Source organism: Algoriphagus aquatilis (assembly GCF_042657405.1).
Classification (GTDB): Bacteria; Bacteroidota; Bacteroidia; order Cytophagales; family Cyclobacteriaceae; genus Algoriphagus; species Algoriphagus aquatilis.
Map to the genome: position 1 here is coordinate 265,816 of NZ_JBHSKS010000001.1, position 25,647 is coordinate 291,462.

17 protein-coding genes are annotated in these 25,647 nt (G+C 44.0%); 8 read left to right on the forward strand and 9 right to left on the reverse strand.

All coding sequences use genetic code 11. The annotated features are described in order from the left end of the window. Positions 1-155: 155 nt before the first annotated feature. Positions 156-590, forward strand: coding sequence for a Dabb family protein (locus ACFPIK_RS01105; RefSeq protein WP_377911331.1), 435 nt, complete (start codon positions 156-158; stop codon positions 588-590). Here the strand turns inward: ACFPIK_RS01105 and ACFPIK_RS01110 are convergent, their stop codons facing one another. Then, positions 591-995 (reverse strand): hypothetical protein, encoded by a 405-nt coding sequence (locus ACFPIK_RS01110; protein WP_377911333.1) that lies wholly within the window; start codon positions 993-995, stop codon positions 591-593. 104 nt (positions 996-1,099) lie between these two features. Between ACFPIK_RS01110 and ACFPIK_RS01115 the strand changes: the two genes are divergently transcribed. Continuing rightward, positions 1,100-1,708: an alpha-ketoglutarate-dependent dioxygenase AlkB family protein gene (locus ACFPIK_RS01115; RefSeq protein WP_377911335.1), complete on the forward strand. Its 609-nt coding sequence runs from the start codon at positions 1,100-1,102 to the stop codon at positions 1,706-1,708. Positions 1,709-1,752: 44 nt separating this feature from the next. Here ACFPIK_RS01115 and ACFPIK_RS01120 read toward each other — a convergent pair whose 3' ends face one another. The 4 genes from ACFPIK_RS01120 to msrA form a co-directional block, all read right to left on the reverse strand. After that, complete coding sequence (locus ACFPIK_RS01120) at positions 1,753-2,142, reverse strand: response regulator (protein WP_377911337.1); 390 nt, start codon at positions 2,140-2,142, stop codon at positions 1,753-1,755. Positions 2,143-2,164: 22 nt separating this feature from the next. Further along, positions 2,165-3,289, reverse strand: coding sequence for a response regulator (locus ACFPIK_RS01125; protein ID WP_377911339.1), 1,125 nt, complete (start codon positions 3,287-3,289; stop codon positions 2,165-2,167). Then, on the reverse strand, positions 3,282-8,783 hold the full coding sequence (locus tag ACFPIK_RS01130; RefSeq protein ID WP_377911341.1) for a PAS domain S-box protein: 5,502 nt from the start codon (positions 8,781-8,783) through the stop codon (positions 3,282-3,284). The genes ACFPIK_RS01125 and ACFPIK_RS01130 overlap by 8 nt, the downstream gene beginning before the upstream one ends. 474 nt (positions 8,784-9,257) lie before the next feature. Then, complete coding sequence (gene msrA, locus ACFPIK_RS01135) at positions 9,258-10,337, reverse strand: peptide-methionine (S)-S-oxide reductase MsrA (RefSeq protein WP_377911343.1); 1,080 nt, start codon at positions 10,335-10,337, stop codon at positions 9,258-9,260. A 324-nt stretch (positions 10,338-10,661) separates the two neighbouring features. Between msrA and ACFPIK_RS01140 the strand changes: the two genes are divergently transcribed. Next, positions 10,662-13,325: a PQQ-dependent sugar dehydrogenase gene (locus ACFPIK_RS01140; protein WP_377911345.1), complete on the forward strand. Its 2,664-nt coding sequence runs from the start codon at positions 10,662-10,664 to the stop codon at positions 13,323-13,325. Between the two features lie 226 nt (positions 13,326-13,551). Here the strand turns inward: ACFPIK_RS01140 and ACFPIK_RS01145 are convergent, their stop codons facing one another. The 3 genes from ACFPIK_RS01145 to ACFPIK_RS01155 form a co-directional block, all read right to left on the reverse strand. Then, positions 13,552-14,268 (reverse strand): hypothetical protein, encoded by a 717-nt coding sequence (locus tag ACFPIK_RS01145; protein WP_377911346.1) that lies wholly within the window; start codon positions 14,266-14,268, stop codon positions 13,552-13,554. Positions 14,269-14,335: 67 nt separating this feature from the next. Next, positions 14,336-15,688: a sensor histidine kinase gene (locus ACFPIK_RS01150; protein WP_377911348.1), complete on the reverse strand. Its 1,353-nt coding sequence runs from the start codon at positions 15,686-15,688 to the stop codon at positions 14,336-14,338. Further along, positions 15,678-17,066 carry a sigma-54-dependent transcriptional regulator gene (locus ACFPIK_RS01155; RefSeq protein ID WP_377911350.1) on the reverse strand — a complete coding sequence of 463 codons (1,389 nt, stop codon included), beginning with the start codon at positions 17,064-17,066 and terminating at the stop codon, positions 15,678-15,680. The genes ACFPIK_RS01150 and ACFPIK_RS01155 overlap by 11 nt, the downstream gene beginning before the upstream one ends. A gap of 315 nt (positions 17,067-17,381) precedes the next feature. On the opposite strand from ACFPIK_RS01155, the gene ACFPIK_RS01160 reads away from it, so the two are divergent. The 3 genes from ACFPIK_RS01160 (at position 17,382) to ACFPIK_RS01170 (ending at position 20,074) form a co-directional block, all read left to right on the forward strand. Then, positions 17,382-18,632, forward strand: a complete 1,251-nt coding sequence (locus ACFPIK_RS01160; RefSeq protein WP_377911352.1) for an efflux RND transporter periplasmic adaptor subunit — start codon at positions 17,382-17,384, stop codon at positions 18,630-18,632. A 307-nt stretch (positions 18,633-18,939) separates the two neighbouring features. Continuing rightward, on the forward strand, positions 18,940-19,308 hold the full coding sequence (locus ACFPIK_RS01165) for a four helix bundle protein (protein ID WP_377911354.1): 369 nt from the start codon (positions 18,940-18,942) through the stop codon (positions 19,306-19,308). Positions 19,309-19,375: 67 nt separating this feature from the next. Next, complete coding sequence (locus ACFPIK_RS01170; protein WP_377911356.1) at positions 19,376-20,074, forward strand: ABC transporter ATP-binding protein; 699 nt, start codon at positions 19,376-19,378, stop codon at positions 20,072-20,074. A 34-nt stretch (positions 20,075-20,108) separates the two neighbouring features. On the opposite strand, the gene ACFPIK_RS01175 is transcribed toward ACFPIK_RS01170, so the two are convergent. Further along, the gene (locus tag ACFPIK_RS01175; RefSeq protein ID WP_377911358.1) at positions 20,109-20,510 is read right to left on the reverse strand and encodes a four helix bundle protein; all 402 of its coding nucleotides are present in this window, start codon (positions 20,508-20,510) and stop codon (positions 20,109-20,111) included. A 186-nt stretch (positions 20,511-20,696) separates the two neighbouring features. Here ACFPIK_RS01175 and ACFPIK_RS01180 point away from each other — a divergent pair, with 186 nt between their 5' ends. Next, entirely contained in the window at positions 20,697-23,066 is a 2,370-nt protein-coding gene (locus tag ACFPIK_RS01180) for an ABC transporter permease (protein ID WP_377911360.1), read from the forward strand. 123 nt (positions 23,067-23,189) lie between these two features. Then, positions 23,190-25,592 (forward strand): ABC transporter permease, encoded by a 2,403-nt coding sequence (locus ACFPIK_RS01185; RefSeq protein ID WP_377911362.1) that lies wholly within the window; start codon positions 23,190-23,192, stop codon positions 25,590-25,592. Positions 25,593-25,647 lie beyond the last annotated feature (55 nt).

Consider the following 25,647-nt stretch of genomic DNA (forward strand, 5'->3'; position numbering starts at 1 on the left):
GGTGATTTTTGGGTAAAGATAGGGTGGATAGCAAGATCTTGAAGTTCTCTTCATTGATTTTTCAATTGGACAGGATAAGTCATGAATCTTTTTAGTCTAGATTTTGAAAACCATTCCAGGACTTGGATATTCACAGTTCATTTAACCCCTTAGCTATGAAAAAACAATTTCTTTATTCCCTCTCCCTTTTGCTCCTGATTGCATGCGGACCTGCAAAGCAAGAGCCTATAGTAGAAGATTCCGTACCAGCCGAACTTAAAATCGAAGAAGTAACTATGCCTGATTCAGTACTCCGCCACGTGGTTCTATTTGGTTTCAAAAAAACCTCCAGTCCCGAAGATGTCCAGAAGATTGTGGACGCATTTAAAACACTTCCTTCCAAAATCTCTGAAATAAAGGATTTTGAGTGGGGGGTAAACTCCAGTCCCGAAGGCCTCAATCAAGGATTGACTCATGCTTTTACAGTGACCTTTCATTCGGATGCAGATCGTGATACCTATTTACCACATCCAGCTCACAAAGAGTTTGTTGATATTCTAGGGCCGCATCTGGATAAAGTGACGGTGCTGGATTACTGGACTAAGCCCTGATTACTTGTCATAGGGCAAGAGGCTGTTGCCCTCACCTGAAGGGCTGGCATTGATGACTTCTGTCACGATAAATTCGCTTGTGCCTCTCCAAGGCAGGATACCATTGTATTCTTGGTAGCGCAATTCAAGGTGTTTTCCTGAGTTGCGCTCCAGGATTTGGGCCACTTCCGGATCGGTAACGCTAAATCGGAATTCGTTACTTTGAAGTGCACCTGAGGTTGGACTTTGAAAACCTTCCTGCACCATTCTTCCTTCATAAGTCTTAAAGATTACACCTTTTCTTGCGAAATAGTTGAGGCTACCTGCTTTTACTCCCTCTCCAAAAACGAAGTAAAATTTCCACCATAAAAAGATCCCAAGAATTGCAATCGTAGTCAATCCGGTGATCCAAAGAAATTTTTTCATGAGTCAAACAATTGATTTTCAATAAATATAAGAGGTGAATCCGCTGGTTCAAAAGTGAATTTATTTTATCAAAAACCACAAGTCCGAATTCCTGTTTTATGGTGATGCAAAAGGAGATATTTATTCCCGATTCAGGTAACCTTTTACCTTATGGGGGAGAGGTAAGGTTGTACCCAGCGTTCTATGCAAAGGAGCAAGCAGACCGGATTTTTGAGGATTTGAGGGGAGGGTTGGCTTGGAGGCAAGAGCCCATATGGATGTTTGGAAAGCAGGTAATGCAGCCAAGATTAACTGCTTTGTATGGTAATCCTAACCAACCTTATTCATATTCAGGCATATCGATGGATGCCCTTCCGTGGACGAGTGTTTTGGATGAAATAAAAAAGAATATCGAAAAGTTTACCGGTTGTCAATTCACACACGTTTTATGTAACTTTTATAGGGACGGAAATGACAGTATGGGGTGGCATAGAGACAATGAGGCTGTTCTAGGCCGAAATCCAACTATCGCATCCTTGACCTTTGGTGTGACCAGAGTATTTCAACTGCGCGATTATCCATCAAAAAAGAACAAAGTCGAGGTTCCTCTGAGTCACGGTAGTTTATTAATCATGGCGGGTGAAAGCCAGCATCTTTGGGAGCATCAGCTGCCCAAAACCAAAAAGGTAAACGGACCTAGAATCAATCTGACCTTTAGAAAGTTACTAATGTAAAGTGAGTGAAAGTAGATTTGTGTCTATAGATCAATGAGTTGGGGTTAAAAAATGGATTGTGATTTTAGATTGATCAGGTAATTCATCATCAGTGGTTTTTCAATGTATTCGATCACGGATTGATATTGAATAGCTTTTCGCTTGTCGTCCATACTTACAGAGGAAGTGATTAGGATTACCTTGATTTTATCGTGTCGATTGACTGACTCCAGATAGTCCAAGACTCCCCATCCGTCCACATCCTGCATGTAAATATCCAAGAATATGAGGGTGTTATTTATATCTTGATCTATGATGGAAGATAAATGGTCAATCACTTCCCGTCCGCTGGAAAAAGTCAGCGGATCTTCATTCAAATCGGATTTTTTTGCGAGCAGCTTGTGGAAAAAAATATATTCCGCGTCGTCGTCTACAATGATTAAATCGAAATTCATATACTAAGATTGAAAGATTATTTTAAAGGTCTTGATTTTTTTGGGCTTCGGCTGTTTTTTCAGAAATCTCTCTGATGATTTGATCCAGCTCAAAAGCAGAATCCAAAATCATTTTTATAAACTTATACAGTTCAGGATCCTTGTTCTCCAGGTCGTCCATGTCGGTAAGGAGATGAATGACTCCCATCATTCTGGCTAGCGGTGCACGTACTACGTGGGATTGGATCCATGCAATTTCTTTGAAAGCCCGGTTTTGTTTTAGAATTGCTTCAATAAATTTAATTCGGTCGGTAATGTCTCTGTAAATGTTAAGAACGGCTTTTTTTCCTTCCAATTCGAAGACATTCGCTTTGACTTCCATATTTCGAAGCTCACCGTTCTTTTTGCGGATGACTGTTTCAAATTCCAGGGAACCTTTTTCCAATAGTTTCTGCAACTTTTCTTGGAAGTATTCACTGTCCACCATACCGGTGTCAATGTCATGTAGGCTTAGATTGAGTAGCTCTTCTTTGGTGTAGCCAAGCACTGCCTCACTGGCAGGATTCGATTCGATAAAGTTGGAAGGACCTGACTCATCAATGTAGAATAAATTGATGTCGTCTAGGTTTGCATCAAAAAGTAACCGGTACTTTTTTTCGTTTCGCTCCGCCTCCTCCTTGGCAGTCTGAAGTTGTTCTGTCCGGATTTTAACCAAATCTTCGAGATGGTCATTTTGATTTTTCAACTGATCCATCAGGTATTTGGTGGTCAGTAGGTTTTGTATTCTCAGCGAAACTTCACTGATGTCAAAAGGCTTGGTAAGGAAGTCACTTGCACCTAGTTTCAGTGCTTTTTCTTTGCTCTTGGGATTGGTGTCTGCGGTCAATACCAAAACAGGCATAAAATCCCTCGATTCGGTAGTTTTTTCCAATTCGGCCAAAATATCAAATCCGGTCACCTCGGGCATCATGAGATCGAGGAGGAGGATATCCGGCTTGTGAGTTTCGATTTTTTCAAGGGCAGTCGTTGAATCTGTGGTGGATAGAATTTCATTAAATCCAGTCAGATTCAAGATGTTTTCCAATAATATGATATTGGGAAGCTGATCATCCACAATCAAGATTTTATGCTTGAGGATGGACTCCTTGATTCGGTTTTTTTCACTCATGAGTTGTGTACTTAAGGTATTGATCAAAAATTTTGATCAATTGCCCCACATTGATTGGTTTGGTGATATACTGGTCTGCCCCTTTGGACAGGATAAATTCCATTTGTTTGGTAGTAGCGTCCGCACTGACCACGACAATCGGTAGATTCCTAGTATCGGGGTCAGATTTGAGCGTTTCCAGAACTTTTGATCCAGAGGTGTCTGGAAGATTCAAATCTAATAGAATTAAGGAAGGTTTGTATTCTTTCGTTAGCTGAATTGCTTCCAATCCATACATGGTATTGATCACTTCGATCCCTGGTTTGAGGCTTCGAAGAAGTTCCTTGATCAATTCAATATTTGAAATATTGTCTTCGACCAATAACAGCGTTCCTTGGGTGTCTTTGTTGGATAAAACCTGTTGCTCAGAATCTTTCATGCCATTAAGCTCAATGGGATTGGCATCGGTACCCGGAAGTTGAATCCAAAACTTGCTTCCTTCGTCGATTTTACTTTCTACGCCTACCTTGCCTCGCATAAGCTGGGCGAGTTTTTCCACCACGGAAAGTCCCAGTCCTGTTCCCTCGGTAGCAAATTGATCACCCCCAATTCGTTCAAAGGGTTTGAACAACTTGGGTATATTTTCTTCTGATATGCCTATGCCGTTGTCTACGACTAAGATCCTGACTGATTTTTTTCCATCCAGGTCAAAACTGGTCTCAGCTGAAATCCAAACTGAACCACCTTTTCGATTGTATTTGATGGCATTGTTGAGCAAGTTGATCAGGATTTGTTTCAATCGCTGTAAGTCTGCCAAGACGAAAATTTTCCGCTTATCGACCGGGAGGTGAACCTGTACTGATTTTTCTCCTGCAAAAGGCATGACCGAATCAGCGATTTCCTGAATCACTCCGGTCAACTCGATTGGTTCTAGGGAAACGGAGACCTTTCCTGCCTCGATTTTGGCAATGTCTAAGACTTCATTGATCAACTGAAGGAGGTGATTTCCGCTCTTGAGGATGTATTCCAGATTTTTGTGCTGATTTTCAGTGAGTTCTGTAAATTCCAGTAACTGTGCAAAGCCAAGAATAGAATTCATGGGAGTTCTGAGTTCATGGCTCATTCTGGAAAGAAACTCACTTTTTGCCTGGTTGGCCGTGTCGGCTTCGTTTCTGGCTAGTTCAAGTTCGAGGTTTGAATTTTCCAGTTCTTTGGTTCGCTCTTGAATTCGCAACTCGAGATTTTGATTGAGTTGGATGATTTCCTCCTCGTAATGCTTTCGCTCAGTGATATCCTGCTTGACAGCCAGGTAGTTTTTGATATTGCCATTTTCATCGAGAATGGGTGTAATGGAAATGTTTTCCCAGAAAATCTCACCCGACTTTCTTCGGTTTCTCCATTCGGTCTGAAAGTTTTTGCCGGAGGTAATGGTTTTCCAAAGGTGATTGTACAATTCCCGCTCGGTCAGTCCTGATTTAATCAAACTGATAGGCTGCATGTATAATTCCTCGTGGCTGTAGCCTGTCATGGTAAGGAAGGCTGGGCTCATGTACTCGAGCTTACCGGTCAGATCGGTAATGATGATGGCTACAGGACTTTGCTCGATGGCAAGAGTCAGTTTTTTGATTTCCCTTTCGTTCTTTTTTCGCTCCGTGATTTCTCTGACAAATCGCAGGACTTTAGTGTCTGACATGGGAACGATCCTCGATTCAAAATGTCTTTCTTCATATCCATAAATTCCAAAGGCTTCATAGGTTTCAATTTTCTGTTCAGTCAGAGATTTTCTAATTTTATTTAAATGAAAATCTGCCTCCTTGGGCTCGAAGACATCTTTAAGATTTTTACCAACCAGATATTCAAAATCTCCGATTTGATTTTCTTTTTTAGAACTGAAATATTCCAGGTAATTGCCATCAAAATCCATGATATAAAGCAAATCCGGAATGGCATCGATGATGGCTTTGAATCGGATATTTTGCTCTCGGATTTGTTCCTCAACTATTTTTTCGTGTGTGATGTCGATGACAGTCGCCGCATTGAAGATCGGCTTGCCGTCCTCGTCAAAGAAAAGCTTCGCGGTGACCAATCCGGGAAAAGTACTGCCGTCTTTCCGCTTTCGGCCAAATTCCTTAAGGGTATATTCTTTATTATTTAGGTATTCGGGATAGATCTGCTCTTGGTATTCTTCAAGTTGCTCCGGGGTATGAAGACTAAATATCTCCATCCCGATCATTTCATCTACTTCATACCCATGCATTTTTGCAAATGCCTCATTGCAATAGGTGATTTTCCGTGTGCCGTACTCGGTAATGACTGTACCGTAGGAAGCTTTGTCTGAGATGATTCTGAATTTTCGAAGTTCTTGCTCGGCAGTCTTTCTGGCAGTGACGTCGTAATCTGCACCCCGGAACCCGATTACTTTTCCTTCTGTATCTCTGATAGCGGCTCCAAAACTACTTACCCAAATGATCTGTCCGTCTTTTCGCTCAATGGTGTTTTCCCAATCGAATAGATCGTTGCCATCTTTGAGGTGTTGGATACCTATGGACTTATACTCTTCTCTTTCATTTTCAGGGAAAAGGTCCCAAAAGTACTTATTGCCTACCAACTCTTCCGGTTCATACCCGTAGACGCGCTTGGATACAGGACTGATGTAGGTATAAAGCCCCGTTTCATCTACTTCCCAAATGACCGCACCGGTATGCTCTGCAATTTGGCGGAAGCGGTTTTCGCTATAAATGAGTGCTTGTTCGGTAGCTCTTTTTTCGGTAATGTTTTTCCAGGAAGTGAAAATGACTTCTTCTCCATTGAAAAGAATTTTGGAAAGGGTGATCTCAGCAATGAACTCTGTGCCGTCTTTTTGGAGGTGAACCCATTCAAAATGTACATGTCCTTCATCTTCTGCTTTATCGAGCAATTCTTTCGCATACTCAATAGAATGTCTCCCATTGGGCTGCTTTTCCGGAGAAATGTCGGCTGGAGTTAATCCTACCACTTCTTCTTTAGGTCGACGTAATAGACTGATAACCGATTTATTGCAATCGATGAACTTTCCATCCTTGATGATCAGGTATCCGTCAGGGGATTCTTCAAAGAGCACTCGGTATTTTTCTTCACTGTCTCTTAGCTTTTGTTCCGTTTCCTTTCGATCGGTGATATCTATACCCACGCACTGCATTTCAAAGGGTACTCCCGCAGAATCTGTCAAACAAACAAAATCCCACAGGGTGGTCATGATCTTACCCGAGCGAGTTGGCTTGTCTAGCTCTACTTGGACGATTTTTCCTGGGTTCTCTATGCACTTTTCTACAGTTTCTCGAGCTTTGTCTTGATCATATTCACAGATCGAAGTCAGAGAATCAGACTCAGCAAGGCCTTTGGTTGGATAGATATATCCAAAATCCTCCTCAAATTTTTTATTCCAAAACGTATGTCGCCCTTGCAGATCTGTACGGATGACATAATTGGTTTGAGATTCAAGGAGACTTCGAAGGCGGTTTTCACTTTCAATCAATTGGTCTTCTGCTCGCTTTCTATCGGAGATATTAATCCCCATACACTGGATTTCATTGGGTACTCCGTTTTCGTCAAAAAGTGCGACAAATTCCCAAAGTGTGGTAATTATTCCTCCCTCTTTACTCGGTTTATCTAGCTCTACAGGAAAAATTTCACCAGGGTGTAACATGCACTCCTGGACCACAGCCCTAGTTTTATCATGATGGTACTCACAGATGGATTGCAAAGCATTGCCGTGGGCAAGCCCGTTATCTACGTAAAGCCAACCGAATTCTTCTGCAAATTTTTCATTCCAATAGGTATGACGACCATAAAGGTCTGTTCGGAGAACATAGCTGGTTTGGGAGTTGAGCAGATTTTGTAGCTGCCGTTCTTTCTTCCTTGACTCAGCTAAGTTACTTCTGGATTCAAAGTGTTGGCCCAATACACTGGTAAGCGCTTGCACCAAGGTGTATTCCTCGATCAGGAAAAATTTATTGTTGGGGATAAAGACTTCTAAAACACCCACCTCGAGGTTATTTACCAAGATGTTTTCTTTGATAAGATTGGTACTTCTTTTAAATGATGGGGAGATGAATTCTGAATTTTTGTAACTGATCCGGGCATGGGTTTCCTCGGGTTGGAAAAAACCAGCAGGAATGATTTCTACTGCCCGTTGAAGCACTTGCTCCTCCTTTAGATCTCCGGAAATCAGCAATTGGGTGATTTCATAGACCGTATTGAATTCTTTGATACGCTCTTTAAGGTCCCGTTCTTTTCGGATTCTATTGTGAACATTTCCTAAGATGGAAGTGAAAATTTTAAGGAGATTGAATTCATTTTCGGAATAAGAGTGGTGTTTTTGGTCTGAGTCCAATCCAATAAAACCTATACACTCATTTTGATCCATAATGGGCATAGCCAGTAGGCTCTTGATTCCCTGAGCTTCAAGAATTTGCCGGAGCGTGGTAGATTCCTCCAATGCATTTACATCTTCCACATACATGATCTCCCCTTGGAGGTGTCGCTTGGTCCAGTCTTCCAATCCTTCCAATGAGGTTTCCTGAAGAAATTCAAGTTGCGGTTCAATACCTGTTGCACACCATTCGAAGGTATTGCTGCAGGTATTTTGTGCCCAGTCATAGTCAAAAACATACATCCGGTCTGCTTCTACAAACTCACCCAATTTCTGTAAAGAGGCCTGGATGGTTTTGTGAAGATCCTCTTCCGAAATATTGATATAAGAGGAGGATGTCTGTACTAAAAGCTCCAAAAGCTCTGACTGGGATTTAAGCTTTTGCTCTGCTTCTACCTGGTGCGTGATGTCGAGAAAAGTCGTAAAGACCTGAAAGGGTTCCTTCTCTCCAGGTTTGAATTCCGGAACTGAATTGATCGAAATCCAAGTATATTTTTTCTTTTTTGGATTAAAGACTCCCATCACTTCATTTTGGACTGGTTTTCCGGTCCTCAAGGATACCATGGCAGGATGGGAATCGCCGGGAAAATCAGAACCATCCAAGTGGATCGCATGCCATTCGGGATCGACGGAGGTTTTTCCCTGCATTTGGTCCCTGGTTAGCCCAAGCATGATTTCAGCTGCTTGGTTGCATTCGGTGATTTTGCCGGTAGAATCTTGATAAACTACCCCTTCAGGCATCTTTTCGAACAAGGTGGCATAGCATCCGGGTTGTTCTTGATCAGGGGAAAAAGTATAGCTGATATAGGCAATCATTCCCTGAGGGAATTTCTCAAATCGGTATTTCCAATGGCCTTTAAGTTCAAGTGAAGTGGTGGAAGGATCTGAAACAAAAGTGCTAAGGGATTCGGTTTGCAGATTCGGAAACACATCAAAAATGAGATTCCCGTCAGAGATGTTTTTTTCGGAAAGCAGGGATTCTGCTGCTTTGTTTTTACCAATAATTTTAAGTTCAGAATCCAAGAAAAGTACAGCCTCTTGAAGCTGATTAAGTGCAGATCTTAGGAGTTGGAAATTCTCTTCGCTAGGTTTTTGAAAAGGCATACCAGATATCTAATTAAGACGCTTTCGACATGGGTCAAAAGTAAATTGGAAATTCGTCCGAATCGACTGCAGTTGGTATTTGGGTGCTTGATCCACTACAATTCTATTGATTTGCCGAATTTCGATTAATAGTACTAAAAATCAACGGTAAATTGTAGATGAACAGGATTTAATTAGGCTTATAAGTACTTTTTTGTAATGAAAAGTTTAATAAAATATATGAATTGTAATTTTCGGATTAATGCAGCCTAAAGGATATTGATGGTAAAAGCAAAAAAAAATAGCCCCTGATTTTTTAAATCAAGGGCTTGATTTTTTAACCTGGATTGTGCGTTGGAATTTGAAACAAGAATTCAAAATTTAGGAAAGTCAGTCACTTTGGATTCCGATAGTTATTGGGAGAAAACTGAAATAAAACGACTGATTAGGTAGCATTTTGAGCTCGTAGTAGATTTTCCAATGCATGGTTCAGTTTTAATCTACCAACCAGAGGTAATCCCCATAGCCGGCTTCTTTCATTTTTGTTTTTGGGATGAATTTCATCGCGGCCGAATTCATGCAATACCTCAATCGGGTAGGTTCAGGGCCATCATAAAACACATGTCCTACATGGCTTTTACCATATTTACTTCGGACTTCCACACGGGTCATTCCGAGTGTTCGGTCAATTGGCTTTTCGAGTGCTCGTGCATCTATAGGCTTTACAAAGCTTGGCCATCCCGATCCGGATTCGTATTTGTCTTTGGAACTAAAGAGCGGAGCACCGGACACAATACAGACATAAATGCCGGATTCCTTATTGCCATTGTATTCGTTGTTGTAGGCATATTCAGTAGCATCTTCCATGGTCACTTCGTATTGCAGTGGAGTGAGTGATTTTTTTAGTTCTGCTTTGGATTTGGCAGGGTAGGTACCTTCATTGATGTCCGGCCAGTTGGTTTTGATGCATTCTTGCCGACCACTTCCGATTTTATAAGCATTGTATTCATCCGGAGACTTTTTGTAATAGTCTTGGTGGTACTCTTCAGCAGGATAAAAGTTGCTGTACTTGATCACCGGAGTAGCGATGGGCTTGGTAAATTTCCCCGATTTATCCAGTCTGGATTTGCTTTCCTCGGCCACTTTTCGCTGCAGGTCATTATGAAAAAAGATCGCAGATTCATACTGCGTACCTCGGTCAAAGAATGAACCTCCTACATCGGTAGGATCAAAGGTTTGCCAGAAAATATCGACCAGTTCAGCATAGCTGATGACTTCTGGATCATAAGTGATTTGGACAGCCTCTCGGTGACCGGTTTTCCCTGAGGAAACTTCTGAATAGGTAGGATTTTTCTCTTTACCTCCTGAATAACCTGAGACTACGGAAATTACTCCGTCCAAGCCTTCAAAAGGTGCTTCCACACACCAGAAACAGCCTCCGGCAAAAGTGGCCAACTCAGTTTTGGCAGAAAATACTTCCTGCTTTGGCTCTTCTGGGAGGTTTTCAGTTGTTCCTGATTTTTCGGCAGGACCAGATGAACAGGCCATTAACAGGCCAACAAACAGACTCAACATAGTAAACGAATGATTTATGGATTTGATCATGTAGGTAAATTCAGATGTAGAATAGTGCTGTAATTCGGTTATCGCATCGGTTTAAACTAGTGTACTCGACCTTCTGTTCAGGCTAAAATCTTAAATTCCTTTAAAACTCACCTTCAGAATTACGAGGAAGGTGAATTTTTGGATTAATCCCTTCTTAAATAAAAACTCAAAGGCTGGAATTTGATCAATTGGCTTCTTTCAATTCACCAGTTAAAAACAAACTCATGTAAATCTGAATTTAATACTAGTCTGATTTTAATATCTTTTGAAACCCAAATTGCCTAAACCCATTTTATGAATTCAAGAATAAGTTTCCTGAGTCTTATCATCTTAGCAGTCTTCAGTTGCAAGGAAAAAGACATCGATCCTTTTGCCACTATCCAGCCTGAGGAAAGCCGATTTACCAAAGTCACCCTGGTTGAAAAGCTAAATGAACCCATGGAGCTGGAGGTCTTGGATAATTTTGACGTGCTCTTCATCGAGCGGGGTGGAAAAGTGAGAAGATTCCTAGCTGAGACTGGAAATGTTGAAGAAGTCGGTTTTCTTGACGTCTATGCCCAAAATGAGGACGGACTACTCGGCCTAGCCAAAGACCCCAAGTTCAACGAAAATCAATGGATTTACCTCTACTATGCACCTGCAGGTCCGGATTCAATCAACCGGCTTTCGAGATTTACCCTGACAGATGGTTTACTCGATAAAGGTTCGGAGAAGATCATGCTCGAAGTACCTGTATTCCGAGGTTGCTGCCACTCGGGAGGTTCGCTTGAGTTTGATTCCAAAGGCAATCTTTTCCTAAGTCTTGGGGATGATACCACCCCCTTTGAGTCGGATAATTACAATCCCATCGACGAGCGTGCAGGAAGGCCCGGTAATGTGGATGCACAAAAGACCTCCGGCAACAGCAATGACCTGAGAGGTTCCATCCTGCGAATTACCCCACAGCCCGATGGTACTTACACCATTCCCGAGGGCAATCTTTTTCCTCCCGGCACACCCAATACCCGCCCAGAGATCTATGTCAAGGGAAATAGAAACCCATTTCGAATCGGGATCGATCAGCGCAATGGCAATCTGTTTTGGGGTGAAGTGGGTCCGGACGCTTCCAAAGACAGCCTGAAAAGAGGTCCAAAAGGACATGATGAGTTTAATTTGGCGACCAAGCCCGGATTTTTCGGCTGGCCCTATTTTGTGGGGAATAATAAGCCCTATTGGAAATATGACTTCGAAAAGCAGGAAAGCCTTTTTGAATTTGATCCGAAAGCACCAAAAAACACATCGCCTAATTCCACAGGAATCGAACAACTTCCTCCTGCTACGCCTGCTTTGATTTGGTATCCTTATGATGAGTCAGTGGAGTTTCCGATGCTTGGTACGGGAGGTAGAAATGCCATGGCAGGCCCGGTCTACTATCGTGCAGATTATGAAAAGTCTGAGGTGCGATTCCCGGGCTATTACGATGGCAAGGCCTTTTTCTACGATTGGATGAGAAACTGGATCTATACCGTGAAGCTGACCGAGGATTTTCAATACGATACCATGGAGCGATTCATGCCTTCGACGGTGTTTGACAAGCCTGTCGACATGCAGTTTGCCAAGGACGGCTCGCTTTACATTTTGGAATATGGCACGTATTGGAGTTCGCAAAATGATGATTCAGGCATCTACCGCATCGAGTTTGCCTCGGGCAACAGAAAGCCCAAAGCGATTGCCTCAGCAGATCGGCTGAACGGAGCTGTTCCATTGCAGGTGAAGTTTTCTTCCGAAGGCACCCAAGATGCAGACGAGGGTGATCAGGTGGTGTTGGAATGGGATTTTGGCAATGGTCAAACCTCCAAAGAGGCTAATCCTGTCATGAGTTTTGACAAGCCGGGCGTCTACCGAGTCAAACTCAAAGTGACCGATCAGCAGGGCGCATTTTCTGAAACTTTCCTCGAAATCAAAGCCGGAAATGAAGCCCCTCAAGTCCAATTGGACTGGAAGGGTAACCGAAGTTTTTACTTTGGAAAAGAGCAAATCACCTATGCTCTGAATGTGACAGACCGAGAGGATGGTACTCCACAGGAGTCTAAGATCGGGTTTTCCATCGATTACCTCTCCGGTGGATTTGATCTGATTCAGGCAGGACATCAGGAGGATAAGCCCATTTTGCCCGGAGAAAACTACATCACTCAGGCGGGTTGTAAGGCATGCCATGTCGTGGAAAAGGCATCGGTCGGGCCAACCTACACCGCCGTCTCCCAGAAGTACCTCAATCAGCCTGATGCCAAATCCTACCTGATCACTAAAATCACCCAAGGCGGGGGCGGTGTATGGGGCGAGCGGGTGATGCCGGGTCATTCGCATATAGCTCCTAGCCAAGTGGAATCCATGGTGGATTACATTCTCGCTTTGGCCAATCCTAATGCAGTCCAGCGAACAATTCCGCTCGCAGGCACTTATCCGATTGACCAAACTGAAAATCCGGAGGGCTACTATTTGATCCAAGCCAACTATGAGGATCAGGGTGCCTCGGGGATTGAGCCGCTGAAAACTCAACTTAGAATGATCCTTAGAAATAGCCTGGTGCCGGCTGTTTCTGCCAATGGATTTGAGGGCGTGGCCAAAGCCAATGGTCCAAATTCGCAGTGGGTGAAGTTTACTGCTGCTCGATCTTGGATACGATTTGATCAGCTGGATTTGACTGGAATCAAACAGTTGGAAATTGCCCTTTCTCCTGGAAATACCTCCGGCAAACTCGAAATCAGAACCGGAAGCTCAGATGGAATGGTGATCGGGGAGACGAAAATTCTTTCCAAAGCAGACCGTCCGGCCAACTGGGAGGGACAATTCTTCCCTGTACCTGTCACCCTTAGTCCGACAGAAGGAATGAAAGATGTCTTCTTAGTCTTCGTGCCAGACAAGGAAGTTTCCATCTGGAATACGTTCAATGTGAGTTCGATCAAGTTTAAGAGATAGAAAATACATGCCGAGGTTACGCTGATCAGCTGGCTGAGGAATATTTCTCTGATTTTAGGATGGAAGACCGAAGACCGATGACCGAAGATTTCCAGAAACATGTCATTGAATTGTACTTCTGAGCTTTAAAAAACTATTCTAGTCAATCAGTTGATTTAAGTATGAAAAGCCCGAATCTATTGAGATTCGGGCTTTTTTAGTGTTGGGACTTTATTCTTTCAGAAAATCAAAACAGCATGATCCCTGCCTGAAGGGTAATCATTCCGGTTTGGGTCTTGCCGTTTTTGTAAGTGATAAACCCTTCCGAATCGACTGCGATACTTCCTTTCCTGACATAGGTTAGCCGATCGCCATAGGCATAATTCAGCTTCAGGTAGAAGCTGTTTCCCACGTTTATTCCTCCTTTGTCGAGTTTTCGGGTAAAAAAACCGATACCCATTCCATACCCCAATCCTTCATAATTGGTGGAAAGTAGGCTTTCCAAGTATTCTTGATCAAGGAGCGTATCAATGATCGTGTTGTCAATTCTCGTTTTGGTATTCAGCAACTTCATGCCCACAAAACCATCCACAAAAGGCACGATTCCTTCTTCCCGCTGGGAAAGGAGTGCACGTACCACAGGCCCGAGTGTGATGTAGTTGTAGGAAGTTTTGAGTTGGGGGAGAAAGGTGCTTTCAGGGGTTTTCTCCGTGCCGAGGTGGAGGTAGTTGAATTCAATTCCGAGTAATACGGGTGAATAAGCTGCTTCTTTTTTGGGATTGAACAAGATGCTGGAACCCAAACCCACTCCATTTCCACCAATTGAGTTTTGGATAGCTTGGCGAAACTCACCCATGGGAAAACCTAGGTTTCCATAAAGGCTGACCTGTGCTTTTTCGGAGAATTGGGCGAAGGAGGGGGAGGATAGGAGGGTGACTAGAAGTACTAGAAGTCTTTTTTTCATGCTGTGTAACTTACTTTTCCAAACACGTGAGCGCATCCCATTGAGTTTTATTAATCTAAAAAATCGTTTACCTAAAATTCAAACTAAATACCGTTCGTTTGTCGGGTTCTGAATCCACGGTCAGGCTGCCTCGGTGGAGGTTCATGATTTGCCGAGAAATCGCCAATCCGATTCCCGAACCGGTCTTTTTGGTGGTGTAGAAGGGTACAAAAATCCGTTCCAATGCTTCAGGTACGATCCCCGGACCATTGTCCTCGATTTGGATGAGGCTGCCTAGGTCACCTTGACCGATGGCTCGGATGTGGATCTGTCGGTCTGCCTGATTCTGTAAAGATTCGATGGCGTTTTTGATTAGATTGATGAGAATCATCGTGATCTGATCAGGATCGCAGCCGATCTCGAGTTGGGGAGGGTGAATGGTTTTCTGGAGGCTAATATTTTTGGATTTGAATTCCTCTTTCATCAGTTGGCAGACATTTTCGATGAGAGACTCCGCGGTAATCAGTTCTTTACTTGGTGCCGGAATATTGGTGTAATCCCGATAGGCATTCACAAAGTTGACCAGCCCCTTGCTCCGGTTGGCAATGGTGTCGAGTCCCTCCTGCATATCCAAGAAACCCTCTTTTTTGATCAAAATCCCTTCTTGCTGTACGTAGCTGTCTTCGTCCAGGATGGTTCGAAGCGATTCCACCAAGCTGGAGATTGGGGTGATGGAGTTCATGATTTCATGGCGGAGGACCTTGGTGAGGTTTTGCCAGGCTTCCAGTTCGTTGGATTGGAGTTCGGGGTTGATGTTTTGAAAGGAGAGGAGTGTCCAGCTTTTGCCGCCCATTTTCAGGGAGGTAGATTGGATGATGAGGTGGAGGGTTGGATTGACCTTGAATGATATCCGCTGCCCGGGTTTGATGTCGAGGATTTCCGCGAGAAGCTTTTCAGAAAGTTTTGCCAGATCATGGATGCTTCTGAACTGTGGAATTTGGAGCAGGTGCTTGGCGGCATTGTTGATGACCCCGATTTTTCCATCTGTATCAAAAGAGACGATTCCCGTATTGATGTGCTGGATGATGACTTGGAGAAAAAGCATCTGCTCTTCCTTTTCGGCTCGTGTTTTCTTGAAGACTTCCATGACTTCATTGAAAGCCTGATTGACTTCTCGGAAGGAACCTCCCATTTTGCTGTCGGAGGTAAAAGAAGATGAAAAATCCGTGTACCGGATCGAATCCAGAAAACGGGCCAGTTTGTGATTGATGGAGTTGACATAAAAGATCATTTCCCCAGCGAGAGCTACCACTCCGAGACCAAGGATGACTGGAGCTAAGAGCATTCCTTCAGTCAAATACAGCCAAATCCCTGCAAAAATGCAGGAGATAATCCCCACGATTCGCAGGGTAATTCCTACCGAAAATCTCCTATAAACCATATTTCTCCAGTCTTCGGTACAGCGAGGAGCGAGTCAGTCCCAATTCTTCTGCAGCTCTCGTGATGTGTCCGTTGTGCTTTTGCAGGGCCTTTCGGATGAGGATTCGTTCTACATCTTCGATGTTGAGGTGGTCCAGACTGACATTTTCCTCGGATTTTTCTGCCTGCCCCATCTTTTGCAAAAAGAGATCCTCGGGTTGGAGGACGTTGTGATTGCTCATGATGACCGCGCGCTCGATGCTGTGCTGCAGCTCCCGGATATTTCCCGGCCAGTGGTACTTGGTCATTCGTTTGATCAGAGGTTCGGAGGCTTTGCGGATGTCTTTGTTGTATTTTTTGGAATAGTAGCTGATGAAATGGTCCGCCAACAGCGAGATATCCTCCACTCTTTCCCGAAGGGGTGGGAGGGTGATTTCGATGGTATTGATTCGGTAGAGGAGATCCTGACGGAAAGAATTGTCATAGACCATGTTGTAAACCGGCATGTTGGTGGCAGAAATCAGCCGGATGTCAACCTCGGTGGCTTTATTGGCTCCGACACGGGTCACTTGACGGTTTTGGAGAGCGGCCAATAGCTTGGACTGCATGTTAATGGGTAGATTGCCGATTTCGTCTAGAAAAAGGGTGCCCTTGTGGGCTTGCTCAAAACGGCCCGCCCGATCTTCTTTGGCATCGGTGAACGATCCTTTTTTGTGTCCAAAAAGCTCTGATTCAAATAGTGTGGTGGTAATGGCTCCTAAATCTACCCCAACAAAGGCTTCTCTTCGTCGTTTGGAATGCCGATGTATGGCCCGCGCGACCAGTTCTTTTCCAGTACCGTTTTCTCCCAAAATCAACACATTGGCATCTGTCGTCGCTACTCGTTCGATGGTTTCAAAAACCTTTTGCATGGCCGGGCTTTGGCCGATGATGTCTTTAAACTTGTTGTCAATATCCTGTTGCAAAGTTTGTTTCTGATCTCTCAGGAGGTTCACCTCAAGTTTTTTCTGTCGGAGTTGAAGTGCGGAATTGAGGGTGGCGAGGAGTCGCTCATTTTCCCAGGGTTTGAGTACAAAGTCAGTTGCCCCCTCTTTAATAGCTTTGACTGCCAGATTCACATCTCCATACGCGGTGATCAACACGACTACTGCTGAGGGATCGAGCTCCAAGATTCGATCCAACCAATAGAAACCTTCCTGACCCGAGCTCACATCTTTGGTGAAGTTCATGTCCAGCAGGATTACATCATAGTTTTCGTTGTGGGTGAGAATGGGCAGTAGATCAGGATTGGTCTCTGTGTCCACTTGGGCGAAGTGTCTTTTCAGAAAAATTTTGGCTGCTTTTAGCAGATCCTCGTTGTCATCGACGATGAGGATTTTTCCAATTCGTTGTTCGTTCATAAGGTAGAAAATTAAAATGCCAGAATAGTAGGTCAACTAGTAGGATTCCAAAAGTTTGCCGAAGTGATTTTTCCAAAATTTTTTCTGAAAAAGGTTCGATTTCGGGCGAAAATGGCCGTTTTTGATGCTCTTTATTTTTGAAATAAGGTAAGAGGAAAAAATCAAAAGTGAGGCACTTTTGTGCGCTGGCGGACGAAAATGTTCGAGAAACTAATCCAGCTCCTTTTCCAAAACCAATTACAGCGCATTTAAAGCCCTTTTTCCATGGCACATCCTTTGGCACAAAGGGAATACTGCCAAACGGCGGATTAAGACATGGATAAGAAAATAGAAAAGAAAACCTGGACTCCCCGAAAGATTGTCGCTCTAGTTTTGGGCGCTGTTTTGATCGGGGGGGTAATTTACCAAATCGTCTTTGCTGACCATCGCTCCACGATGAATGTAGAAAAGGATCGACTTAGTATTGGAACGGTCAAGATGGGCGAGTTTACGGATTACATTTTGGTATCCGGTCAAATCGAACCGGCTCGTACCGTTTACTTAGATGCCATCGAAGGAGGGGTGATTCATCAGGTGATCCGGGAATCAGGAGCCTTGGTCAAGAAAGGTGACACCATCTTGATCCTTAACAATTCCAATCTGCAGCTGGATGTAATGCAGCGTGAGACCATGCTGTATGAGCAGATCAATAACCTCAGGCAAACGCGTCTACTGTTGGATCAAAATGACCTCAATCAGCAGGGACAGTTGGCGGAGATCGATTACCAAATCAGCCTACTCGAGCCCCAATACAAGCGCTTTAAAGAGCTTCACGGCAAAAAACTCGTCTCGGACCGGGAGTTTGAGGAAGTCAAAGAGCAATATGAATACAATGTCAAGCGACGCAAACTGACCTATGCATCCTACCGAAACGATTCGATTGCACGGTCTATACAGCTCAAGCAGCTCCGCCTATCCGAAAACCGCATGAATGCATCCCTTACCGGAGTAGGCAATATCCTAGATAATCTGGTAATCACTTCTCCGATCGCCGGTCAATTGGCCACGCCACAGCAGCTGGAGATCGGTCAGGCGATCAACCCCGGACAACGCTATGGTCAGGTGGATATCTTGGATGAGTTTAAGGTGCGCGTGGCCATCGATGAACTCTACCTCCCTCGGATCAGTCAGGGACTGAGAGGTAAGTTTACGCTCAGTGGAACCGAATACGAGTTGGAGATTGCCAAAATCTACCCAACGATCACCAATGGGCGATTTGAAGTTGATATGGTGTTTACCGGTGCGGCTCCGGAAGGTATCCGCAGGGGACAGAGTGTCCGCATACGACTTGAGCTTGGCCAAAGTGAGCAAAGTCTGCTTTTGCCTGCAGGCGGATTCTTCAAAGACACCGGAGGCAACTGGGTCTACGTACTCAATGCCGCCGGCAATGCTGAGAAACGAACCATTCGCCTCGGAAGAAAAAACCCTGAGTTCTATGAAGTCCTTGAGGGATTGGTAGAGGGCGAAAAAGTGATTATCAGCGGATACGAGAATTATGGAGCGAATGAAGTGCTGGAGGTGAGGTGAGTTGATGTCCGATGTTGGATGTCGGATGACCGATGATTGAAGACCGAAGTCGGATGTCAGATGACCGATGTTTGTAGGCGAAGGCCCGATGATGGATGTCGGATGACCGATGAAGGCTAGGCGGAAGATTTGAATTTGGAGTCTGATGACGGATGTTTGATGACCGGTGTTTGTAGACGGAGGTCTGATGTCGGATGACCGAGGAAAGTTGCAGTTTGACTCTTTTTCTATTTATGTGGTTTTGAATTTATTATATATTTTGGATTGTAAAATATTGATTTTCAATAATTAAACAAAGCTACTTGTCATGGAAGAATATAAAGCACATTTCAAATTTGAAAACCTTAAGATTTGGCAAAAGGCAATGGATTTTGGTGAAATGATTTTTGATGAGTCAAGAAATTTCCCAAAAGAAGAGACCTATAATTTAATTTCTCAATCTAGAAGGGCAGCTGACTCCATTGCTCTAAATATCGCTGAAGGATCAATTTCTCAATCTAATCCTGAGTTTATCAAATTCATTAATTATTCAGTAAGGTCTTTAGCAGAGTTAGTGACTTGTCTACATAAAGCGAAACGCAGAAGCTATATCAGTTCTGAGGTATTCAAGCAACTCTACCAGGAAGCTTTTCATTTGATGAACATGCTTCAATCATTTAAATCAAAAATAAAATAAGAAAACAAACCTACCGGTTCGGCTACATCGGTCATCCGACATCCGACATCGGTCAACTTTCACAACCATGCTCCACGTCATCAAAACAGTCAATCTCCGCAAGCTCTACACCACGGAGGAAGTCGAAACTACCGCTCTTGACGGTATTCAAGTCGAAATCAAAAAGGGCGAATTTGTCGCCATCATGGGACCTTCGGGCTGTGGCAAGTCCACCTTACTCAACATCATCGGTCTGCTGGACAATCCAGACAGCGGTCAGTATTATTTTCTGGACCATGAAGTGGCCGGTTATTCTGAGCGTCAGCGGTCTACCTTGCGAAAAGGAAATATTGGATTTGTCTTTCAGAGCTTTAATCTGATCGATGAACTCACCGTTTTTGAAAATGTAGAACTCCCATTGCTCTACCTCAAGACCCCAGCCGATGAGCGTAAAAAGCGAGTGGAGGAAGTACTGACGCGTATGAACATCATGCATCGGAGAAACCATTTTCCGCAGCAGCTTTCGGGTGGTCAACAGCAGCGTGTGGCTATCGCGAGGGCTATTGTGGCTAAGCCAGCGGTGATTCTTGCCGATGAACCTACCGGTAACTTGGACTCCAAAAATGGGGAAGAAGTGATGCGATTATTGGAAGAGCTCAACAACGAAGGCACCACCATCGTAATGGTGACCCACTCTGCCCATGATGCCAACTACGCCCATCGCATCATCAACCTCTTTGACGGCAAAGTGGTGACGGAAAATATCCGGGAGCAGTTTAGTGTATGATGCAGGGAAGAATGGGTGTAAGGAAGTCAGGAGGTCATTTTCCTCCTGAGTTTGCACTTCCGAGGTCAGTTGGTTTTTTGGTTTTCAAAGTAGCCCGAAAAGCACCCATACTGTTCATCAAAGCATAGGCTTGAGTATAAAAGTTGGAAAATTCAGCTTCAGATAGATACTTCCTTCTTCTTGCCTTGTGTAAACAGGTGACCACCTCAGCTAAGGATCTCAAGGAATAGCCGATAAACTTTCGAAATTCTTTGTGTGACTGACCCGTTGATCCTTCCGCAATATTTAAGGCAATTGAGTCAGATGCACGTCGGATTTGAGAAGTCAAATTGAATTTCTCATCCGCATGGAATCTAGAAGAAGCTTCAAAAATCAACTCTCCGAAATCCATCGCTGTATGCCAGATTCTTAGTTTTTCAAATTTGAAATTTTCCATATAAGGAGGATTTTAACCGGATAAAAATTTGAAAATCAATTTATTGAATTGGATTAGATGATCAAAATCTCTCTTTAACCTTAGAACACTTCTTTTACAAACCTCCCAACTCCCATCCTTCCTAACCCCCCAACTCCCATACCTCCAAGCATCCCAACTTCCATACTTCCTAACTTCCCAATTCCCATGCTAACCAACTATCTAAAAATCGCCTTTCGAGGCTTTGCCAAGCACAAGCTTACCTTTTTGATCAATACCCTTGGCCTTTCGCTAGGTCTTTGGGCAGCTATATTGATCGGCCTTTGGATCAAGAGTGAATTTGAGGTCGGCAAGGGCCTGCCTGAGATCGAGCAGGTATATCAAGTCTTGGAAAACCAAACCTATGGTGCTGATATTTTCACTACTACTTCTACGCCGGGAATCTTGGCAGAGACGATGAAGGAAAACCTAGCGGAAGTGGAAAAAGCCGCTACGTATTCTTGGGACGAAGTTCATTTGTTTGTTTCAGGAGACAAAAGGGTAAAACTCACCGGATTCTATGCAGGAGCGGATTACCTCCAGATTTTTCAGCATCCATTTGTGCAGGGTAACAAAGAGAAAGCACTCACAGATAAATCACATATCGTTTTGACTGAGTCTGCTGCGATTAAGCTTTTTGGAAAAACAGATGTGATCGGCGAATCTGTGGAGATGGTGTCCAATGACGGACGTGAGCTCTATGTCGTTCAGGGTGTTTTGGCTGATCTGAAAAGCAACTTCCAAGGGAAGTTTGAGTACATCTTGCCGTATCAAGTTATGTTTGAAAAGCCATACAATGAATGGTTAAAACACTGGGGAAATGCAGGACCCAGTACGGTCTTGAAGTTGAAGGCAGGTACAGATGCAGAAAAATTTTCAAAGTCTATTCAAGATTTTATTTTAGACAGACATGAATGGAGCAATGCCAAATTGTTTGTATTCCCTCAAACCGAGATGCATCTCCATGGATCTTGGAAAGACGGGAAGCTTCAGGAAGGCAGAATAAAAACAGTTAAGCTCTTTGCCATCATCGGGATTTTTATTCTGCTGATTGCCTGTATCAATTTCATGAATCTTTCCACTGCCAAATCCCAAAAGCGGGCAAAAGAAGTAGGGGTAAGGAAAGTCTCTGGTGCAGATAAATTCTCCCTGGTCTATCAATTTCTAAGTGAATCGCTCTTGATTACGTTTTTTTCAGGGATGTTGGCCTTGATTCTGGTTCAGATTACCCTGCCGGTATTCAATAACCTGACGGGAAAAGTGCTGGAAATTCCATTCTCCCAATTGACCTTTTGGCTTCAGTTGATCGGGATTTTGGCAATTACCGGTTTGGTAGCAGGTAGCTACCCCGCCTTTTACCTATCCGGTACCAAGGTCGTTTCTGTTTTCAAAAATCACGTAAAGGGAAGCAATTCGGTGGTATTGGCACGAAAGGGGCTGGTTTTGTTTCAGTTTGTCCTTGCCACGGGATTAATTGTTTCCACTTTAGTGATCTTTCGTCAGATTAATTATGCCTTAGATAAGGATTTGGGCTACGAAAAAGATCAATTGATCTTAGTGGGTTTAGATGGAGAGCTATTCGGAAAATATGAAATCCTAAAGTCCAGATTAGAATCCAATCCCAAAATCGAATCGGTCACTCGGACCACACATAATCTCATTGGGAGAAGCAGCAATACGGGAGACATCAATTGGGAAGGAAAGGATCCCGAATTCAATGCGCTGTTTGAGCGGTTTTTTGTCGATTATGATTTTGTAGAAACGCTTGGGATGGACCTAATCGAAGGTTCGGATTTCTCAAGAGAAAAAGGCGCGGACTCTATCCAATCCGTGATTGTCAATCGGCGCGCCTTGGAAATCATCACTCAGAAAGATCCTGACCTCAGGACCATTTCGATAGGGGATGAAGTAAGACAAATTACCGGGGTGGTCGAGAATTTCCACTTTCAAACCTTTCATGAAATCATCGAACCGGTCTTTTTCGTGCTCAATCCTTCGTTTGGATTCAATTCATTCGTTCGGGTGAAGCCAGGTGAAATGGAGGCTACTCTAAGCTTTATCCAGTCTGTCGCCGAGGAGCTCAACCCTGAGTTTCCATTCGAATACCGATTTATGGATGAAAACTATGCCCGAATGTATCAGGACGATATTCGACTCCGAGATCTTGCCCAGTATTTCAGCATCCTCACGATTTTGATTTCTTGTCTAGGTCTGCTCGGATTATCGGCCCACGTGGCGGAGCAAAAGACCAAGGAAATCGGCATTCGCAAAGTCCTCGGTGCTTCTACTTTCAACATCCTTCAGGTGATCAATCGGGAGTTCATCCTGGTAGTGATGAGTTCGATTATTCTTGGTTCTGGCTTCGCATACTGGTTTATGCAGGATTGGCTGGAAGGCTACGCCTACCGGATTGATTTTGAGTGGTGGTTTATTCCTTTTGCAGCAATTTTAATTTTAGGCATTGCCTTGATTACAGTTACTCTGCAATCCATCAGAGCTGTGAGAAGCAATCCCGTGCAGGCGATTAAATCTGAGTAGGTTGAAAATCAGAAAAGAAACAAAGAGAACTAGCAAGTGACATTAGTCCAAAGTCTAAAGATTTTGGACCAATGCAAATCCTACAACTAACCGCGCATACTTCACCATTTACCCTACCTACCGATGATTAGCAATTACTTAAAAATAGCATTCAGAAGCTTGCTCAAGCGCAGGATGTTCTCCTTGGTCAATCTCCTCGGTTTGGTACTGGGTTTGGTGACTTTTCTGGTACTCTTTGCCTATGTGGCTACCCAATGGAGCTACAATGACTTCCATACCCGAAAGTCAGATCTCTACCGGATCGTAGTCACAGAAGGTCAGGGAGACTATGAAATATTTCTTCCACCTGGCTATACGTCCATTCTGGAACAAAACTTTGAGGAAGTTGAGTCGGTCAACCGTATCGCTACAGGTATCGGCAGCGGATTGATCGCTGTTCCAGGCACTGACTTGGCCTTTACCGAAGAGCAAATCAACTTTGTGGAAGGAGACTTTTTTCAGGTTTTTTCATTCGATAAAATCCGCGGAGATGCCGATCTCACCGCTCCCAAGTCGGTGGTCATCACCGAATCCCTTGCCCAAAAACTATTTCCAGATCAGGACCCTTTGGGAAAAATCTTTACCCTGAGCAACCAATTCGGCAAAACCGAACTCACCGTCACGGGGGTAATTGCAGGTATTTCGTCCCGGTCTGATCTCAGGGGAGAGGTTTTTGTCTCTATTCATACCCTCGAAAATCCAGCCTATAGACAAGGCAATGACTGGGCAGATCCTGACGGGCTGGAGTCCGGCTTTGTCAATCTGCTGCTGCTCACCCGACCCGGAGTATCAAGTGAGGAATTTGCAAAAAGGCTGACTTCGTTTATACAGAAAAATCCGGGTTCCGAAAAAACCCAAATTCTCCTGCAGCCATTGGACGCTATTCATTTGGGCAGCAGCATCAGCGATCCTTTGCCGAGCTTTTCAGAAATGGGGAGTGTCTTGATCTTCATGGCTATTGCCATTCTGATTTTGGGAATCGCCTATGTCAACTACCTCAACCTATCTTCAGCTTCCATCCTCACACGAATCAAGGAAATCCGAATGCGCAGGGTTTTGGGGGCTCAATCTTGGCAGCTAGCCCAGCAGTTTATGACAGAGACACTCATGCTGCTGTTAGTGGCACTGGGGATATCCCTTGTTTTGGTCATCGGTATTGCTCCCTATCTGGATGAGCTTTTTGGTACGCAGATTTGGATAGGCTCGCTGCTCCAGCCGATGGTGATATTGGTGATTTTTGCTGTTCTGCTTAGCTGCAGTCTGAGTTCGGGACTGTATGTGGTAGTGCTTTCCGGTAGATTTGATCTGAAGTCGAAATTAAATGCTAAGCCCGAACAGCACGGGTTGAGGAAGTCTCTGGTGGTTTTCCAATTTGTCATTTCTGTGGGAATCATCATCTGTACCCTGCTCATCAGAGACCAGTTGACCTACATGCAGGATCAGACGCTGGGAATGAATATTGACCAAAAAGTGGCAATAGCCGGCCCAAATGACCTCGGTGAGGACCGATCATCCCAAATGAACGCATTTAAAGAAATGCTCAGGTCAAAATCTTACGTCAAAGAGTTGGCGGGATCAAATAACCTTCCTGGCGTGGGTTATAATTTTTCAGCAAGCGGTATCAGCCCTATGGTACCGCGTCCCGAAGATGAAGAACACAACTATTCCATGTTGATTATTGATGAGCAGTTTTTGCCGGTGTATGAGATCGAACTCTTGGCCGGAAGAAACTTCACACCGGAGGAAGCACTGGCTAGCTGGAATTCTGCCCATAAGGTCATTTTAAATGAAAAAGCAGCCAAGCAGCTGGGGTTTGAAAAGCCGAAAGATGCAGCAGGCCAGACGATTCTCTGGGGTGAACCGTTTGAGGTGGTAGGAGTGGTAAAAGATTACCATCACATGTCGCTCCGGGAGGAGATCAAGCCTAGTTTGTTTCTTCCAAGTCAGGCAGTCGGATTTTTCACTCTGGTTTTGGAGCCTTCCCAACTCAAGGAACGATTAGCCGAGATTGAGGGGCTATACAAGCAGGTTTTTCCCGGAAATCCTTTTTCGTATGCTTTCACAGATGAATTGTTTGCCAGGCAATACCAGCAAGAAGCACAGTTAGGATTGGCATTTACCATAGCAGGGATACTTTCTATTGTGATTTCCTGTTTGGGCCTTTTTGCGCTTGCAGCTTTTACGGTCCAGCAGCGTACCAAAGAGATCGGCATCCGAAAAGTATTGGGAGCCAGCAGTCAAAGTCTCGTGGTGCTGATCGGAGGAGATTTTCTTCTTTTGGTGATGCTTGGGATTGGAATTTCCATCCCTATTTCCTGGTATTTGATGGATACTTGGCAGGAGAATTTTCCTTATCGTGCGGGTCTTTCCATTACTACATTCATTTGGGCGAGTGTAGGTAGTCTTACCATAGCCCTATTGACAGTTGGCCTACAGGCTATCCGTGCTACTTGGGCCAATCCGGTCGACTCCATTCAAACCGAATAGGATGGGAATAATCTTCTTTCTAAAAAAAGTCTGAGAAAAATTAAAATGGGATGCA

What these genes read in the sequence shown, in the direction of transcription:
- ACFPIK_RS01105 (WP_377911331.1), top strand. Translation starts at nt 156, where the DNA reads ATGAAAAAACAATTTCTTTATTCCCTCTCCCTTTTGCTCCTGATTGCA.
- ACFPIK_RS01110 (WP_377911333.1), bottom strand. Translation starts at nt 995, where the DNA reads ATGAAAAAATTTCTTTGGATCACCGGATTGACTACGATTGCAATTCTT.
- ACFPIK_RS01115 (WP_377911335.1), top strand. Translation starts at nt 1,100, where the DNA reads ATGCAAAAGGAGATATTTATTCCCGATTCAGGTAACCTTTTACCTTAT.
- ACFPIK_RS01120 (WP_377911337.1), bottom strand. Translation starts at nt 2,142, where the DNA reads ATGAATTTCGATTTAATCATTGTAGACGACGACGCGGAATATATTTTT.
- ACFPIK_RS01125 (WP_377911339.1), bottom strand. Translation starts at nt 3,289, where the DNA reads ATGAGTGAAAAAAACCGAATCAAGGAGTCCATCCTCAAGCATAAAATC.
- ACFPIK_RS01130 (WP_377911341.1), bottom strand. Translation starts at nt 8,783, where the DNA reads ATGCCTTTTCAAAAACCTAGCGAAGAGAATTTCCAACTCCTAAGATCT.
- msrA (WP_377911343.1), bottom strand. Translation starts at nt 10,337, where the DNA reads ATGTTGAGTCTGTTTGTTGGCCTGTTAATGGCCTGTTCATCTGGTCCT.
- ACFPIK_RS01140 (WP_377911345.1), top strand. Translation starts at nt 10,662, where the DNA reads ATGAATTCAAGAATAAGTTTCCTGAGTCTTATCATCTTAGCAGTCTTC.
- ACFPIK_RS01145 (WP_377911346.1), bottom strand. Translation starts at nt 14,268, where the DNA reads ATGAAAAAAAGACTTCTAGTACTTCTAGTCACCCTCCTATCCTCCCCC.
- ACFPIK_RS01150 (WP_377911348.1), bottom strand. Translation starts at nt 15,688, where the DNA reads ATGGTTTATAGGAGATTTTCGGTAGGAATTACCCTGCGAATCGTGGGG.
- ACFPIK_RS01155 (WP_377911350.1), bottom strand. Translation starts at nt 17,066, where the DNA reads ATGAACGAACAACGAATTGGAAAAATCCTCATCGTCGATGACAACGAG.
- ACFPIK_RS01160 (WP_377911352.1), top strand. Translation starts at nt 17,382, where the DNA reads ATGGATAAGAAAATAGAAAAGAAAACCTGGACTCCCCGAAAGATTGTC.
- ACFPIK_RS01165 (WP_377911354.1), top strand. Translation starts at nt 18,940, where the DNA reads ATGGAAGAATATAAAGCACATTTCAAATTTGAAAACCTTAAGATTTGG.
- ACFPIK_RS01170 (WP_377911356.1), top strand. Translation starts at nt 19,376, where the DNA reads ATGCTCCACGTCATCAAAACAGTCAATCTCCGCAAGCTCTACACCACG.
- ACFPIK_RS01175 (WP_377911358.1), bottom strand. Translation starts at nt 20,510, where the DNA reads ATGGAAAATTTCAAATTTGAAAAACTAAGAATCTGGCATACAGCGATG.
- ACFPIK_RS01180 (WP_377911360.1), top strand. Translation starts at nt 20,697, where the DNA reads ATGCTAACCAACTATCTAAAAATCGCCTTTCGAGGCTTTGCCAAGCAC.
- ACFPIK_RS01185 (WP_377911362.1), top strand. Translation starts at nt 23,190, where the DNA reads ATGATTAGCAATTACTTAAAAATAGCATTCAGAAGCTTGCTCAAGCGC.